The sequence below is a fragment of the Vallitalea longa genome (assembly GCF_027923465.1).
Classification (GTDB): Bacteria; Bacillota; Clostridia; order Lachnospirales; family Vallitaleaceae; genus Vallitalea; species Vallitalea longa.
Genome location: NZ_BRLB01000001.1, coordinates 76436 through 91807 on the forward strand (window position 1 = coordinate 76436; position 15372 = coordinate 91807).

The 15372-nt window shown below is 29.2% G+C and carries 13 protein-coding genes; all 13 read right to left on the reverse strand.

Annotated elements, in window-relative coordinates:
- Positions 1 to 85: 85 nt before the first annotated feature.
- Positions 86 to 838, reverse strand: a complete 753-nt coding sequence (locus QMG30_RS00335) for a YibE/F family protein (protein ID WP_281811025.1) — start codon at positions 836 to 838, stop codon at positions 86 to 88.
- Positions 835 to 1995: a YibE/F family protein gene (locus QMG30_RS00340; RefSeq protein WP_281811027.1), complete on the reverse strand. Its 1161-nt coding sequence runs from the start codon at positions 1993 to 1995 to the stop codon at positions 835 to 837. The genes QMG30_RS00335 and QMG30_RS00340 overlap by 4 nt, the downstream gene beginning before the upstream one ends.
- Before the next feature lie 253 nt (positions 1996 to 2248).
- Positions 2249 to 3913, reverse strand: coding sequence for a nickel ABC transporter substrate-binding protein (nikA, locus tag QMG30_RS00345; RefSeq protein ID WP_281811029.1), 1665 nt, complete (start codon positions 3911 to 3913; stop codon positions 2249 to 2251).
- 57 nt (positions 3914 to 3970) lie between these two features.
- A complete protein-coding gene (locus QMG30_RS00350; RefSeq protein ID WP_281811031.1) occupies positions 3971 to 4744 on the reverse strand; it encodes an ABC transporter ATP-binding protein in 774 nt (257 codons plus the stop codon).
- Positions 4741 to 5499, reverse strand: coding sequence for an ATP-binding cassette domain-containing protein (locus QMG30_RS00355; RefSeq protein ID WP_281811033.1), 759 nt, complete (start codon positions 5497 to 5499; stop codon positions 4741 to 4743). Before QMG30_RS00355 ends, QMG30_RS00350 begins: the two co-directional genes overlap by 4 nt.
- The gene (locus QMG30_RS00360) at positions 5480 to 6322 is read right to left on the reverse strand and encodes an ABC transporter permease (protein WP_281811035.1); all 843 of its coding nucleotides are present in this window, start codon (positions 6320 to 6322) and stop codon (positions 5480 to 5482) included. The genes QMG30_RS00355 and QMG30_RS00360 overlap by 20 nt, the downstream gene beginning before the upstream one ends.
- Positions 6319 to 7281, reverse strand: coding sequence for an ABC transporter permease (locus QMG30_RS00365; RefSeq protein ID WP_281811037.1), 963 nt, complete (start codon positions 7279 to 7281; stop codon positions 6319 to 6321). Before QMG30_RS00365 ends, QMG30_RS00360 begins: the two co-directional genes overlap by 4 nt.
- On the reverse strand, positions 7260 to 8999 hold the full coding sequence (locus QMG30_RS00370) for an ABC transporter ATP-binding protein (RefSeq protein WP_281811039.1): 1740 nt from the start codon (positions 8997 to 8999) through the stop codon (positions 7260 to 7262). The genes QMG30_RS00365 and QMG30_RS00370 overlap by 22 nt, the downstream gene beginning before the upstream one ends.
- Position 9000: 1 nt before the next feature.
- The gene (locus tag QMG30_RS00375; protein WP_281811041.1) at positions 9001 to 9459 is read right to left on the reverse strand and encodes an ATP-binding cassette domain-containing protein; all 459 of its coding nucleotides are present in this window, start codon (positions 9457 to 9459) and stop codon (positions 9001 to 9003) included.
- 7 nt (positions 9460 to 9466) lie between these two features.
- A complete protein-coding gene (locus QMG30_RS00380; RefSeq protein ID WP_281811043.1) occupies positions 9467 to 10738 on the reverse strand; it encodes an ABC transporter ATP-binding protein in 1272 nt (423 codons plus the stop codon).
- Between the two features lie 125 nt (positions 10739 to 10863).
- Positions 10864 to 11853, reverse strand: a complete 990-nt coding sequence (locus QMG30_RS00385; protein ID WP_281811045.1) for a helix-turn-helix transcriptional regulator — start codon at positions 11851 to 11853, stop codon at positions 10864 to 10866.
- Between the two features lie 184 nt (positions 11854 to 12037).
- Complete coding sequence (locus QMG30_RS00390; RefSeq protein ID WP_281811047.1) at positions 12038 to 13579, reverse strand: response regulator transcription factor; 1542 nt, start codon at positions 13577 to 13579, stop codon at positions 12038 to 12040.
- On the reverse strand, positions 13563 to 15353 hold the full coding sequence (locus tag QMG30_RS00395) for a sensor histidine kinase (RefSeq protein WP_281811050.1): 1791 nt from the start codon (positions 15351 to 15353) through the stop codon (positions 13563 to 13565). The genes QMG30_RS00390 and QMG30_RS00395 overlap by 17 nt, the downstream gene beginning before the upstream one ends.
- Positions 15354 to 15372: the final 19 nt, after the last annotated feature.

The window sequence follows — 15372 nt, forward strand, 5'->3', positions numbered from 1 at the left end:
CAATAACGAATCAATGAATCAATGGGGACGGACCTTTTTGATTCACATTAATCAAAAAGACTGCCCCTTGATTCTAGAACCGTCTCTATTGATTCTTATATAGAATTTCAGATGTAATTAAAGCTGTTATAGGAATAATAAGTATAATCCCTATTCCACTACATAATATCTGATAAACTTCTGAACAAAATATTTTGTTATTAATTATATCTGCTAATGTATAGTTAAGTGAGCTAAAGTATATAATCAAAGCCATAAAGCCACTTATATATGCAAATAACAGTGTATTTGTCATTGTTCCAATAATATCTTTTCCAATATTCATTCCTGAATTAAATAAACTCTTCTTAGTTATTAATGAATTATTATTATATATTTCATTCATTGATGATGAAATTGATATTGATACATCTATTACTGCTCCTAATAAACCTATTAATATTTCACATATTATGATGCTAGTAAAATTAAGTTTTATATATACTGATAATGAAGAAATGGAATCATACTGCTCTTTTCCAAATCCTTGTATTTTTGCACCCATTCCCATTGAATAAGTAATAAGAGTTGTAAATAAAACAACTATGGTAACAGAAATCAATGATGCTATAGTTTTCTTATTAACACCGTTTATATAGAATAGAGTTATGGAGCTTATTATTATACACATAATTATAGTAATTATAAGAGGATTGAATTTATTGGCAATAAGTATAACCATGATAAAAAACACTAGAAAATTGAAGCAAAGTGTAAAAAAAGATCTTAATCCTCTATCTCCTCCAACTATAACCATCAATAAAAATAATATTATTAATAAAATAGTTATCACACTCATTCGTCACTCACCCCAATCTTACTATTTTTTAGAAGTATAACAGATATATACATAGTTATTGGGATACTTATAACAACACCAATACTTCCAACTAAAGCTCTTATAATCTCAAGATTGATTCCAATATTAATTATGTACGAAAGAGAAAGTCTATTTCTTAACCAAAACAAAATAATTGGAATACTACCACTGATATATACAAAAACTAACGTATTAGCCATAGTAGCCATAACATCTTTTCCAATTTCCATTCCAGATTTAATTAGGACTTTTTTATCTATATCAGGATTTTTATAATATAATTCATTTATTGATGATGACATAGTTATGGCAATATCCATTATTCCTCCTATTGTACCTATCATAAGTCCTATAAAAAATATTTTATCAGGAGATGTCATAAGGAATTCCATTTCTTCATAATAAATTCCCTTTGATTTAGTGGATATTACAACTATAGCAGTTATTATCATAGTAATAATAATACTAATTATTGTACCAACTATTGCACAAAGGGATTTTTTGTTGATTCCACTTACTATTAATATAGATATGATTATAAATATAATGCTCATCACAGATGTAATAACCCATAGATTACACCCATTCATATATAACTTAATTACACTATAAAAGATTAAAATATTTATTATGACACTTGTTAAAGACTTGAATCCTTTAAATCCACCAATTAATAATATCAATACAGCAAATATTATTGCAATATATGCTAGATATTTATCACGTTTATAACCTGATATGTATGAAGATATGATCTTATTGTTTTCATCTTCGGTTATAGAAACAAATATTCTATCATCTACATTGTATTCTAAATCACTTATTTTTGAATAAGATGTCGTATTTTTAAGTTTTAATTCTTCACCTTTGTGATTACCATTCATTATAATCGCTAGTATTTGTTGATTTTTTATGTATTTAGTATTACCTTCAGTTTCACTAACTGATATGATTTTTGCTATAGTTCTATTATAGTAATTGTCATTATTAGCCACAAAATAATAGCAAAGTATACCAATAACAATTAATACAATAGCTCTTATATAAAAACATCTATTCTTTTTATTAAAAATATGCTTTTGACAAAATAATGCTGTATTTTTAACATTGTCTTTGTCCCGTAATTTGCTAAACATTTTCTAGTACCTCCTTTACTTCAATTAAAAATATTATATAATATCATGTTAATTGTAAATATTACCATTAATCAGCAATTATCATATTATCATATTAATAAATTTATATCAATAATCAGACTATAAAACAGATTAATATAGATTTTGAAATGAAGTATGTATAATATTATACAACTCAAAAAAAGGTACATCTAAGACATTTTCTTGAATGCACCTTTATTTATAACAATCATATGTATTGCTTAATTCTTACCTATCTTATTAACATCATATCTAATTGACCAGGTATACTAGGAAATTCTACCGTTGATATAACCTCTTTATTATATAATGCTATTTGTTTTTGATATGATATCGGTATATATATTGCACTTTCATGTAGTTGTTTCAATATACTATCATAACAATCCTTAATCTCTTTTTCATCATTTATGGAAAAAAGCTTTAATATTTTTTCATCCAACTCTTTTTTATCTTCTAATCCTTGTTGTGCAGGATTATCTAGACTATAACTCATCATACCACCGATATATGTATGTGGATCATAAGGAGCTGCATAAGTTGCATTGAACGAAAGATCAAAATCACCTTCAAATCCTCTAGAACCCCAAACCATTAATTCTACACCATCTAATTCTACATCAATTCCAATTTCTTTCATTTGAGCAGCAAAAACTTGAGCGATACTTTCTTCTGCACCTCTACCTGTTACATACATGAGACTTAATGAAAGTTTATTCCCATCTTTTTCTCTGATTGTTTTACCTTCTGGTAATGTCCATCCTGCTTCTTCTAAGATTTTACAAGCTTCTTCTTTATTATATTCATAAGATTCAACTTCTACATCACAATACTTCAATAATGGATTTAATATTGTATCTGCTTTGTTTTCTATATCTAATAGCACTGTTCCTATAATATCTTTTTTATTAACTCCAAATAATATAGCTTTTCTGACATCCATATCTTTTAATACTTCATTTGCTGTATTCATTAAGATACTTCTGGTTTCTGATTCACTTTCAGAACAAGCTGTTCCAATCTTTTTGTTATCAGTAAACTGTGCATAAGCTTCATATGATAATTGTTTCGCACCATATATAAGATCCACATCACCACTTTGTAACGCCATCACTCTTGAATCATGATCCGGTATTACTTTTACTATAACTTTCTGGTAGGCTGGTTTATCTCCCCAATAATTATCATTTACTGTAAATACATATTGTTGATCCTTCACAGCTTCAGTTAATACATAAGGTCCTGTACCAATACTACTTTTTAGAATATTAGCTGTATTACCATCATCTGGTATAGAATCAGGACTTATCATTCTTATAGGAAACTGAGAACACATATCAAGAGTTGCAGCATAATAAGGCTCTTTGTATACGAATTTTATTGTGTAATTGTCTACTAATTCAACTTTATCTAATTTACCGATAGCTCCCATCCATGAAAATCTATCTGCATTTTGTAGTATTCCATCCATATTTTTTTTAACTGCTTCAGCATTTAATGGAAGCCCATCTGAGAATTTCACATCTTGTCTTAGTTTAAAAGTATATTCTTTTCCATCAGGAGTAGCTTCATAACTTTCTGCTAAATTAGGAACTGCTTTTTTACCATCATATTTTAATAATGATTCATATACAAGCCCTAGTATTTCATGACTATATCCATCTTCTGATGTAAGTGGACCAAAATTGTCTAGATCACTGGCCCAAGCAATTACTAGTTCATCTTTTTGTGCATCTTCAGTAGCTTTTTCTTCATTGTCTGCATTATCTTTTTTAGCTGTGTCATTAGTAGCATTATCATTTGATACAGATTTTTCATTATCCTCAGATTTTGAACAACCTGCTAATGATACTGTAAATAACATTGTTATTAGTAAAATACTTATAATTTTCTTCATCTTATTACTTCCTTTCTTTGTACTCTAGGTACTTATATACATATTCAACTTAAACATCTATACACTCATTTTAATAAGTTCAATATATTTTAGTTTTGGTACTGCCTCTATTAATTCATGAGCATAACTTGTCTTAAGATTGGATATATCATTGGAATGTATTACATCTTCAACAACCATGCCCTCTTTGAGAATAATAATATGAGATGTTAAACTCATGGCTACACTTATATCATGTGTTATGACAATAAATGTGATGTTATAATCCTCTTGAAGTCTTTTTATCAAGTCCATTATATTATTTTTTATTTCAGGATCAAGACCAGAAGTTAATTCATCAAGGATTACTATTTTGGGATTACATATTATCGCTCTTGCCAGATTAATCCGTTTTTGCTGCCCAGTACTAAATGCATAAGGATACTTCTCTCCATCTTCCGACTTAAGGTCAACAAGTTCTAATATTTCATTAACTTTACTATATCTATCTTCTTTACTTAGTCTAGTAAAGTTGCAAAGAGGTTCTGCTATAATATCTTTTACTTTCATCCTAGGATCCAGACTATTCTTAGCATCTTGAAAAACTGGTTGTATATTCTTCCTGTAATTCTTCCAGTCATTACTATTAAATTCATTCAATGACCTTCCTTGGTAATATATTTCAGCTGTATTTTCTTTGTAAAAACCCAATAGAATATTGGCAATAGTAGATTTTCCACTACCACTTTCTCCTACTATTGATATACTTTGTCTATATTTTATTTTAAAACTAACATTATCAAGTATTATATTGTTTCTAAATTTCCTACTAAGATTCTTTATTTCAATCATACACATAGTTCCTTTAGCATTTTAATGGTTAATTCTTTTTCTGGAGCAGTCAGTATTTTCTCTGTACTTCCATATTCAATAAGCTTCCCATCTGATATTACAGCTATATGATTAGCGATTTGACTAATTATTCCAAAGTCATGGGATATGAAAATAATGGTTACTCCATATTCTTTATTGATTCTTATGAATTCTGACAATATCTTTTTTTGGGTTATGGTATCAAGAGCTGTTGTTGGTTCATCAGCTATTATCATCTTACTCCCTACTGCCATTGCTAGAGCTAACATAACCCTTTGTAACATACCACCACTTAATTCGTAACAATAACTTTTATATACTCTTTTCGTATCATTCAGGTTAAGCTTATAAAACCAATCAATTACAATCTTGTCTGCTTCTTTTTTACTTACCTTAAGATGCTCCATTAGAGTTTCCCTGCAATGTGAACCAATGGTAATAACAGGATTAAAAGCAGTCATAGGATTCTGCATGACATAAGATATTTCTTTTCCCAAAAAAGTATTCATCTCACTAGGAGTATAATATTCACTATTCCATTTGATTTTGCCAGTTACTGTTAATTCCTTTGAAGTTAGTAACCCTGTAGCACCCATGAATGTTAAGGTTTTTCCACTACCTGATTTACCTGTTATTGCAATAATTTCTCCTTCTTCAACAGATAAGTTAACAGAATCAACCAATTTTCTAGCTGCACTACCCACTATTAGATCTTCAATTACAAACTGATTCATTTACGCCTTCCTTTCTGTGGTCAAATATATCTCTCAATCCATCCCCTAACAAGTTAAAAGCCATAGCTGTGAAAAATATAAACAGTCCAGGATAAAGCATCAACTCTGGATGGGTAAATATACATTTTCTATTTTCATTGAGCATTGCTCCCCATTCAGGAATCTCTGGACTTACTCCAAGACCTAAGAAAGAAAATGCAGAAAGCTCTAATATTACACGTCCCATACCAACACTTACATATACTATAAATGCAGGTAAGATATTAGGTATTATATGACGTAAGATTATTTTATAACTCTTGGTACCGGACGCTATGGCTGCTTTTACATAACCTTTGTTTTTTTCTTCTAACACATAACCTCTAACGAATTTTGCATACCATGCCCATTGGGATATAATCATAGAAATCATTAGATTACCAATACCCTTTCCCAATATTCCAATGAGAACGAGGACAAAAATCATTTGTGGAAAAGCCATAATCACATCACATACAGCAACAAAAGCCCTATCATATTTTCCTCCATAATAAGCAGGAATTGTTCCTATTAATAGACTGATAACAGAAATTGCTCCTATTATGACAAAAGATACTAAGAGCGAGTACTTAGTCCCTACAGCAATCCTTGTCAGTACACATCTTCCAAAACTATCTGTACCAAGTGGAAATCTTGTTGATGATACTATGTACTTATCTGCTGATGATACCGCATATGGGTCATTTGGTGAAACAATAGGATAAATGACACCGAAAATAATGATTGCTAAAATGATTATTAAACCAACTTTGCACTTTTTGTTTTTAATGAATTTATTTATCATAATAAACTATTTTCACCTACTCTTTTGTCTAATTTCATCGCTGCTACATCTGATAATAAGTTGACAAATACAAAACAAAAAGCAATTATGACAACATATGCATTAATAGCTGGATTATCTCTTGTAAATATAGCATCTATTCCATATCTCCCTAATCCTTTGATAGAAAATACCGTCTCTATAACTGCAGTACCTGCTAAGATATTACCAATATTCTGCCCTAGAAGAGAAATCAATGATACACTTGAACTTTTTAATATGTGCTTCAACATAATCTTGGATGTAGATATCCCTCTTGCTCTTGCATAAACAACAAAATCTTCTTCTATCCTTTCCAATATATTAGTTCTAACCATTCTGGTATAGGTAGCTATAAAAGGTATAGCCAACGTAAAACTCGGCAGAATATATGAACTGAAAGAATCATTGAATATAAATGGTAATATCTCTAACTTGATCGAGAAAAGATATATAAGCATAAATCCGATCCAGTATGAAGGAAGGGACATGCCCATCAATGTAACTACTCTGACAATCTGATCAACTATCTTATCCTTCTTAATTGCCGACAATATCCCCAGTACTACAGATAAAAACAACATAATCAACACTGCACCCAGTACTAATTTAATAGTCCTAGTACAACATATTGATATTTCATTTATGACTGGTTTACCTGATACAAACGAATCTCCAAAATTAAGAGTTAAAGCATTTTTCAACCATAAGACATACCTTACCCCTAGTGGTTTATCAAGACCTAACTTCATCTGTATCTTTTGAACAGTTTCTTCTGTAGGCGGCATCATGTGTTTATGTATATATGCATCTGTAGCATCTATCGGTGATAAATTCAGTAAGGTAAAACATAATATAGTTATAGCTAGAAGTACTAATACTAATAAAACAATTCTTTTTATAAGGAATCTTATTATCTTTAGTTGCTTCGTATTTTCCATTTGTTTACTCCTAACTGACGTTCCCATAAGGACTTATATATACCTTCTTTTTTAGTTAGTTCTTCATGAGTACCTTTTTCTTTCAACTGTCCTTGGTCCAATACTATAATCTGGTCTGCATCAGTTATAGATGATAATTTATGAGCAATAGTAAATACAGTCTTTCCTTTTACCAATTCAGATATCGCTCTTTGTATCTCTACTTCATTAATAGGATCGACACCGCTTGTAGCTTCATCTAAAATAATGATAGGTGAATCCTTTACAATAGCTCTTGCAATAGCGATTCTCTGACGTTCTCCTCCTGATAAGGTAGAACCGCCCTCACCTACCATAGTGTCATAACCATTAGGTAAGGTTTTTATGAATTTGTGACAACAAGCTAATTCTGCCGCTTTTATTATATCTTCTTTTTTGGCATTTTCATTTCCATATATTATATTGTTATAAATCGTGTCGTTGAAAAGATAATTATCTTGAAACACTACAGAAATATATTTCATCAATGTCTCAATTTTATAATCATATATATTTCTTCCTCCTATTTTGATATTGCCTTTATCTATATCCCAGAATCTCATCATAAGTTGTATTAGTGTAGTTTTACCACTACCAGATGCCCCTACAATAGCTGTTGTGGTATTTTCCTTAGCTTTAAAAGAAAGATTTCTAAGTATGGGCTCTTTGGTATAACCAAAAGTCACATCTTGATATTCTACGCTGAAGTTATCTGCCTTGACATCTTCCTTTGGTTCCTTAAGAGGTCTGAATTTCATTAAATATTCCAATCTATCTAAACTCACCTCCATAGCTTTTAATGTTCCTGAATAAGAAGATAAAATTTCAAAAGGTTGATATATATGTACTCCAATAACAGCAAACATAAGAAATACACTGAAATCTATTTTGTTATTCATCAATAAATAAGTTCCAAGTGATAATACAACCCCAAACCCGAGATACATGAATAATGCATATCCCTGTAGTAATGGAATCACTTTTGCATCCGCTTTAATGGTTTTGTTAGCAAATTCTTTGAAAACACCTTTCATTCGTTCTGAGTGATTTCTACCATTATTATAGGCTTTTACAGTTGCAACACCCTGAGTATACTCTACAGTATTGTTTATCAAATAACTTTCTGCCTCTATTTTCGTATTAGCCGATTTTATATACATCTTATGGGATAATTTATTAATCACAAACGAAACAGGAAATCCTACGAAAAAAGCTATTGTCATAGGAATGTTGAGTATTCCTAAAAATATAATTGTGATAACAAGTATTGTTATACTACTTATAACCTTAGAAACCAACTGCATAGCATACAACTCTATTTGAGTAAGTTCATTAGTCACTATTGCATTGATTTCTCCCAAGCTTTTACCAACAAAATCTCCCATAGGAATTTTTTTGAGAAACATTGCTATATCTTTTCTTTTCTGATCAATCACTTCATATCCAACACTGCTGATTGTTGCTGTTTCTTTATAATGGAACAAAAACTGTATCAATATACTTATTGAAAATGTCCCAGTGTATATTAATATATTAGTAGCTGTTAGCTCTTCATTAATCATGTCTCTAATAAAAAATAACATGAACAGTAGTGGCGCACAAGAGAATATACTTTCAAGAATTCCTAACAATATTCCCTTTTTCACTTTCGATTTATACTTACCTGATAGATCCAAGATTCTTTTTATTGAATGCAACATATTAACTTACCTCCTTTGAACGGATTTTGAAGTTAAGGGATTCTTGATATTTCATATACATATTTTCATATAATCCTTTGTGTAATAATAATTCGGAATGAGTTCCCTGCTCTTTTATATGTCCCTTTGAAAGTACTATTATTTTATCTGCATTTTCTATAGTTGATAATCTATGGGCTATAACAAGCACCGTTTTGTTTTTAGCAAGATTAGATATAGCCTTTTGAATTTCCATTTGATTCTCTGCATCAGAAGAAGCAGTAGCTTCGTCCAAAATGATTATAGGTGCATCTTTTAGTATTGCTCTTGCTATAGCTATTCTTTGTTTCTCACCACCAGATAATTTTACATCCGTTCCTCCAATAATTGTATCTAGACCTTTTTCTTCTATCAACTCTGTACACGATGCCAGTTTTGCCACTCTCATAATCTCTTTATCCGAAGCATTTGGTTTACCCATTTTAATATTATTTTCTAAGGGTATCATGAAAGATTATTGTATCTTGGAAAACAAAACTTATATTATCCATTAGCTGTTGAAAAGGTATTTCTCTAATATTAATACCTCCTATTAATATCTTTCCGCTATTTACATCAAAGAAACGTGCAGCCAGTTTGGCAATTGTACTTTTCCCACAACCTGATTCACCAACAAGTGCAGTTAATTTTCCTTCACTTGCAACAAAAGATATATCTTTGATGACTTGTTTTTCACCTGTATAAGAATAAGATACGTTTCTAAACTCTATAGAATTATTCTTAATCTTTACATTAGTTTTGCTATCATTGAACTCTTCTAGTGCCAAAAACTCTTTAATCTGAGAATATGACTGATTAATCATTGGCATAGTATCTGTGAATTCACCTAATTTCACCAGTGGTACAGAAAAAGAGAATGACATCAAGAAGGAAAATATGACTTTACTTATATCCGCTTCTCCATATAAGAATAATAATCCACCGACTGGTAAAAGAATAAGTAAGTTAGCTTTTATTAGTATGGCAAATCCAGACATGTACTTCCAACAGGATTTATACCAATCTAACACATGGAATTTGAAACTATCTACAGAAGAATCTATTCTATTTATTGCTGCATCTGTTTTATTGAAAGATTTTATTACCATCATTCCTTGAATATATTCTATAAGTGAAAAATTCATATTCATTAAGGAAGTAGAGTAATTTTCCATCTTCTCTTCGCTTCCCTGCATCATTCCTGATAAAATTTTGTAAGCAATTGGAATTAAGATTACAGTTGCTAAAGCCATTCTCCAATCTAATATGAATAGTAGAATCGCAACTACTATTGGTACTCCCAGACTTGATGATACTTCTGGAATATGATGTGCAAGAAATCTTTCTAGGCTTTCTATATCTTCTACAATTAATTTTTTGTAATACCCGCTGTTATTTTGCATTACCACACCAAGAGATAATTTCTCTAATTTGCCAAGTACCTCTAGACGTAGATTATAAAGCAAATCAGCTGTAGCTTTATGAGAAGTGTAAGAAGATATGCTAAAACATACAAATCTCAAAATAATACCTAATACAGCAATGAAAATATAATTTCCTACTTGATAACTTGATGCTAGAAATTCTGTAATAATCTTATAAGTACAATAATAAGGTACTATAGAAAAAATCACTGATAAAAATCCACATATAACTGATAAGTAATACTTTCTTTTTTCCCCGCTGCAAATGTTAATGAGTTCTTTAATGCTATTAATCATAATGGTATAATAGTTAATAGAATATAACTATTAATCCTCCTTCCAAGAAAAAAATAAGACCATACAATCTTTATATTAGGATTATATAGTCTTATCAAATATTTTTCTGCCTATGGGGGGAGTATTTATGCCCCGTAAAGAAAAATTTTAGGATTTTCTCCATAATATTCTTTAAATTTTTTTGAAAAATGGCTTGCGTTAGTGTAACCTACTGCACATGAAATTTGACCGATATTCATATCCCGTTGTTCTAGTAGTTCTTTTGCTTTCACCATTCTTATGTGTCTTAGATACCCAAAAATGGTCGTATTATAGAGTTGTTTGAAAGCTTTTTTCAGTTTGTATTCATTCATATGTACTTGTTTTGCTAATTCTTTAATTGTAAAAGGCTCTACCATGTTTTCTTCAATTAGCTGTCTTGCTAGTTCTATTGATTCTAGAGCATCTTTATCAATAAATAATGTATTTTCTTGATTTTCTAACATAGTGATCTCTTTTTCCCATACATAGCATAGTGCTTCTATTGATTTACTTTGAAGATACATTAATTTCCCCACATTGGAGAAATCGCATGATACCATCTGATTAAATATAGCTTTTAATTCTGCTCTTGGTTTATGAGGTCTAGTAAGTTCAATAGCTCTACTTGATCGTTTAAAGTTACTAAGACCTTTATGGTATTCTTCGTTAAGCAAACTCTCTTCAATGAATCTCTCATCGGCTATTATAGTTATGTATCTTACTCTTCTATCTTTTATAATTTTAAATAATCCACTCATCTTTTTTCTGAAATACACACTTATGTTACCACTGCTTATGTTCATATCTTTAGCTTCCATCTCATTATGAAAAAGATTGCCTTCAACCATGTAGTTAATTTCATATGGTGGATTCATTAGATCGTATTCAAAACCAATAGATTTTTTTAGATATAAATCGGTTATACATAACTCCAACCCATTAGGAAATTTTATCTGTTCTATAAAACCTTCTCCGTATTGTGGACTTACATAATATCTTATGTACATACCTGCTTTTTCACTTTGAAATTCACACTCTTCTACGAAAAATTCATAAAATTCGTTTGCATTACTAACAATGATATTATCATTCAAAGCAAGCACCTCTTTCAATATAGTTAACGTCATAAATACTATTATTGTATCATTATACGATTGATAATAATTATCATTATTAATATTATATTCTATTATGTCTTAATTGTAAAGTTTCATTTGCTCATTTTACATTACTCCTTCTACTATAAAATTATTAATTATATTTTTTTTCTATGTTTCATCAGCCCTTATACTCACTAGGACTTACCCCCGTTATAGATTTAAATGTTCTACTGAAATAATGCTGGTCCTCATATCCCACCATTTGTCCTACAGTCTTTATCCCTATATCTTCTGTTTGCTCGATTATTCTTTTAGCTGTTTCTATTTTCTTATTAGTAATATACTTACTCATTGTTGTTCCTGTCATTTTTTTAAATAATCTAGATAAATATGTATAGTTATAATTAAATATTTCTGCGACTTCTTCTACCTTTTCGATTTTAATATAATTCTCATCTACATAGTTCAAAATCTCTTCTTGAATATCTTTAGTTTTCATAGCCAGTTGATTATCTTTTAAAAAATTATTGATACAATATGAAAATACTTTTTCTACTTCTCCATAATCTTTCGTAAGACTTATTGTTCTAAAAAGATCAATCTGAAGTTTTTCCGACCAGATATTATCATATCTATCCATATAAAATTCCAGCATCTGCAAAATGTTCGCTAATATTTTTTCATATTGTTTTTGATTAACATTTACTTTTGACAGATAAGTAAGGATATCCTTTATTTCTTTATACAACTCATCATATTTTTTAGCTTTTATATAAGATTTTATATTCTTATCTATTCTAGATTTTATAGTGTACAAGTAATCCATATACACTTTATTTTCATCCTTCTCCAAAATAAAAATTCTGGGCATTGTTATAACCACAGAGTTTTGTATAATATTTCTCATTCGCTTAGTATATAACCATATCTGACTTCTAATTATAGGTTTTCTATGGCAGCATATGTTCAACATGAATTGTGGATACATCTTTCTAATGACTAATGTCAATCGTTTGGCGATTTCTTCAAAATTATATTCTTCATTGTCTATACCTATAATTATATTTTTCTGATTAATTATATGGTCATCAATAATTATCCATTTTGTTATATCCATTCTAAGTGTAGAAATAATTTTGTCCCAATCCAATTCAGAAAAATTCTTTTCATAATATTTAATAAGATAATCATCTAGATTATCGTAACAAAGATTGTTGAAACAGAGAACAAATAACCCATAATTATTTGTTTTAAATACTTCATTCATAGGATTAGAAGTAACTTTCATAGAATCTGGTATAACAATCGACCTATTACTATTTACTAGATCAACTTCTAATTCATCTTTTATATCATTAAGAGTATCTCTAAGTTTTTCTTTTTCTATAGGTTTCAACAAATAATTGAACACACCAAATTGAATTGCTTGTTGTGCTAAAACAAAATCTGAAAACCCACTAATTATAACCACATATATACTTGGAAAACGACCTTTGATTTCCTTTGATAACTCTAAACCATCCATATTGGGCATCTTGATATCAGTAAATACTATATGCGGATGGTATTTTTCAATAGCTTCTAATGCTTCTTCTCCATTAGTTGCAGAAGCTACGATCTCGCATTCTTTCATCACAGATCTTATTTGGGATATGATATTATTTAATATTTTCGTTTCATCATCAACTACGACAATTTTAATTCTATATATCTCTTTCATCATTAAACCTCTCAACCTGGCCGCCTATTTCTACAAAACAACCGCCATTTTTTATATTACCTATATTGAAACTCATATTATCTTCATATAACAATTTCAATCTAATATATATATTGAGAATCCCCATTCCATCTATTTGGAGACTGTATGACTTATAATTTTTTGATACTTTCTCGCAACGCATCATTATATTATCAATAGTTCCATCACTAAATCCTATCCCATCATCTATAACTCTGATAGTCCAAATATCATCTGTAACAAAACCATCAATTCTTATATTACATTTTTCATTATATTTCAAGCTGTTTTCAACTAAAGGTTGAATTATTAGCTTAGGAACTAATATATCAATCATATCTAAAGAAATATTCCAATCAATACATATATCTTCAAAACGTTCCTCCATAATATCCATATACTTGTCCACATATTGCATCTCATCTGCTATAGTGACACTATTAGTATTATTAGATGATATATACCGTAACATATGTGTCAGGGCAAAACAGACTCTTGAAACTTTATCATTCTCATTATTTTCTGCTAACGCTGATATTGTCATAAGCGTATTATATAAAAAATGTGGTTGCATCTGTGATTGTAACGCTAACATTTTAGATTGAACTTCAAATGATTCCAAACTAACTATTTTATCTAAAGAATCAACTAATTTTTTTTGCATATTATTTATAGTTGTATTTAATATGTCTATCTCATGAATATCTGTTTGAATTAAATTATATTGATATGAACTTCTTTGACGCAAATCAATATTTTCTATTTGGCTGCATATATTTTTTAAAGGTGTTGTAATTCTAATTGCAATTTTATATGTAAGGACTATAAGTATTATATTGACTATCAAGAAAATAACTACAGCAAATAAAATGTACTTTTTTAAGGAAGAATAAAGTCTTGATGATTTAACTATTGATACCATATAGATATTTGAAGATTCTACTGGTAATATACTGATGATGTTCTTATTCTGCTTATATTTTCCTTGATTGATTTTACCATCTGACATGAAATCAGCAATGTCGAATTCATCTTTACCGTATATCGCATTACCTTTAATATCATATAACAATATTTTCATATCCTTAGTATCTTTAGTAGCGATAATGTCATTCATTAGCTCTTCTAATTTGATATAAGGAATATGAACTTCTAACATGGCTTCAGGTCTATTGAATATATTTTTCTCATTTATTGTTCTTGATAAAGAAATAGTGTCTTCATTAACAATTCCCTTACTCTTATGACTTTTGAAAAATTCTTCTAGAAAAGGATTATTTTTAACATAATTGATATTCTTATAACCATAATTAGCATAGTCTTGATAATAAGTAGAACTATCTACCTGTGTCTTATTAATGAAGTAGTTATTACCTAGCCATATATAATATCCATCATAAACATATATACCCACTTTATAACTTTTTTCAATCATTTTATATGCACTTAAATACATATCTCTAAAATAACTGCTGAGATTACCGTTACTTTCATAAGTTTCCGGTAAATTAGTAATAGCTATATTCTTAAAAATCTTAGAATCTTTTAACGCAATGGAAAACTCATTCATGTCTTCAAATATATTATCAATGTTTTTATTAATACTATGGACCATTTGCTCTTGTGTATCAATGATATTATTATTCATATCCACTCCCACATACAGCCCAAAAGTAATTAAAAGAATAGATATAAATGCAGTAAAAAAAATCACATATACTTTAAATAACTTATAAGATATATTTTTTTTCATAAAATCACCTAAATGTGAG

What these genes read in the sequence shown, in the direction of transcription:
- QMG30_RS00335 (WP_281811025.1), bottom strand. Translation starts at nt 838, where the DNA reads ATGAGTGTGATAACTATTTTATTAATAATATTATTTTTATTGATGGTT.
- QMG30_RS00340 (WP_281811027.1), bottom strand. Translation starts at nt 1,995, where the DNA reads ATGTTTAGCAAATTACGGGACAAAGACAATGTTAAAAATACAGCATTA.
- nikA (WP_281811029.1), bottom strand. Translation starts at nt 3,913, where the DNA reads ATGAAGAAAATTATAAGTATTTTACTAATAACAATGTTATTTACAGTA.
- QMG30_RS00350 (WP_281811031.1), bottom strand. Translation starts at nt 4,744, where the DNA reads ATGATTGAAATAAAGAATCTTAGTAGGAAATTTAGAAACAATATAATA.
- QMG30_RS00355 (WP_281811033.1), bottom strand. Translation starts at nt 5,499, where the DNA reads ATGAATCAGTTTGTAATTGAAGATCTAATAGTGGGTAGTGCAGCTAGA.
- QMG30_RS00360 (WP_281811035.1), bottom strand. Translation starts at nt 6,322, where the DNA reads ATGATAAATAAATTCATTAAAAACAAAAAGTGCAAAGTTGGTTTAATA.
- QMG30_RS00365 (WP_281811037.1), bottom strand. Translation starts at nt 7,281, where the DNA reads ATGGAAAATACGAAGCAACTAAAGATAATAAGATTCCTTATAAAAAGA.
- QMG30_RS00370 (WP_281811039.1), bottom strand. Translation starts at nt 8,999, where the DNA reads ATGTTGCATTCAATAAAAAGAATCTTGGATCTATCAGGTAAGTATAAA.
- QMG30_RS00375 (WP_281811041.1), bottom strand. Translation starts at nt 9,459, where the DNA reads ATGGGTAAACCAAATGCTTCGGATAAAGAGATTATGAGAGTGGCAAAA.
- QMG30_RS00380 (WP_281811043.1), bottom strand. Translation starts at nt 10,738, where the DNA reads ATGATTAATAGCATTAAAGAACTCATTAACATTTGCAGCGGGGAAAAA.
- QMG30_RS00390 (WP_281811047.1), bottom strand. Translation starts at nt 13,579, where the DNA reads ATGAAAGAGATATATAGAATTAAAATTGTCGTAGTTGATGATGAAACG.
- QMG30_RS00395 (WP_281811050.1), bottom strand. Translation starts at nt 15,353, where the DNA reads ATGAAAAAAAATATATCTTATAAGTTATTTAAAGTATATGTGATTTTT.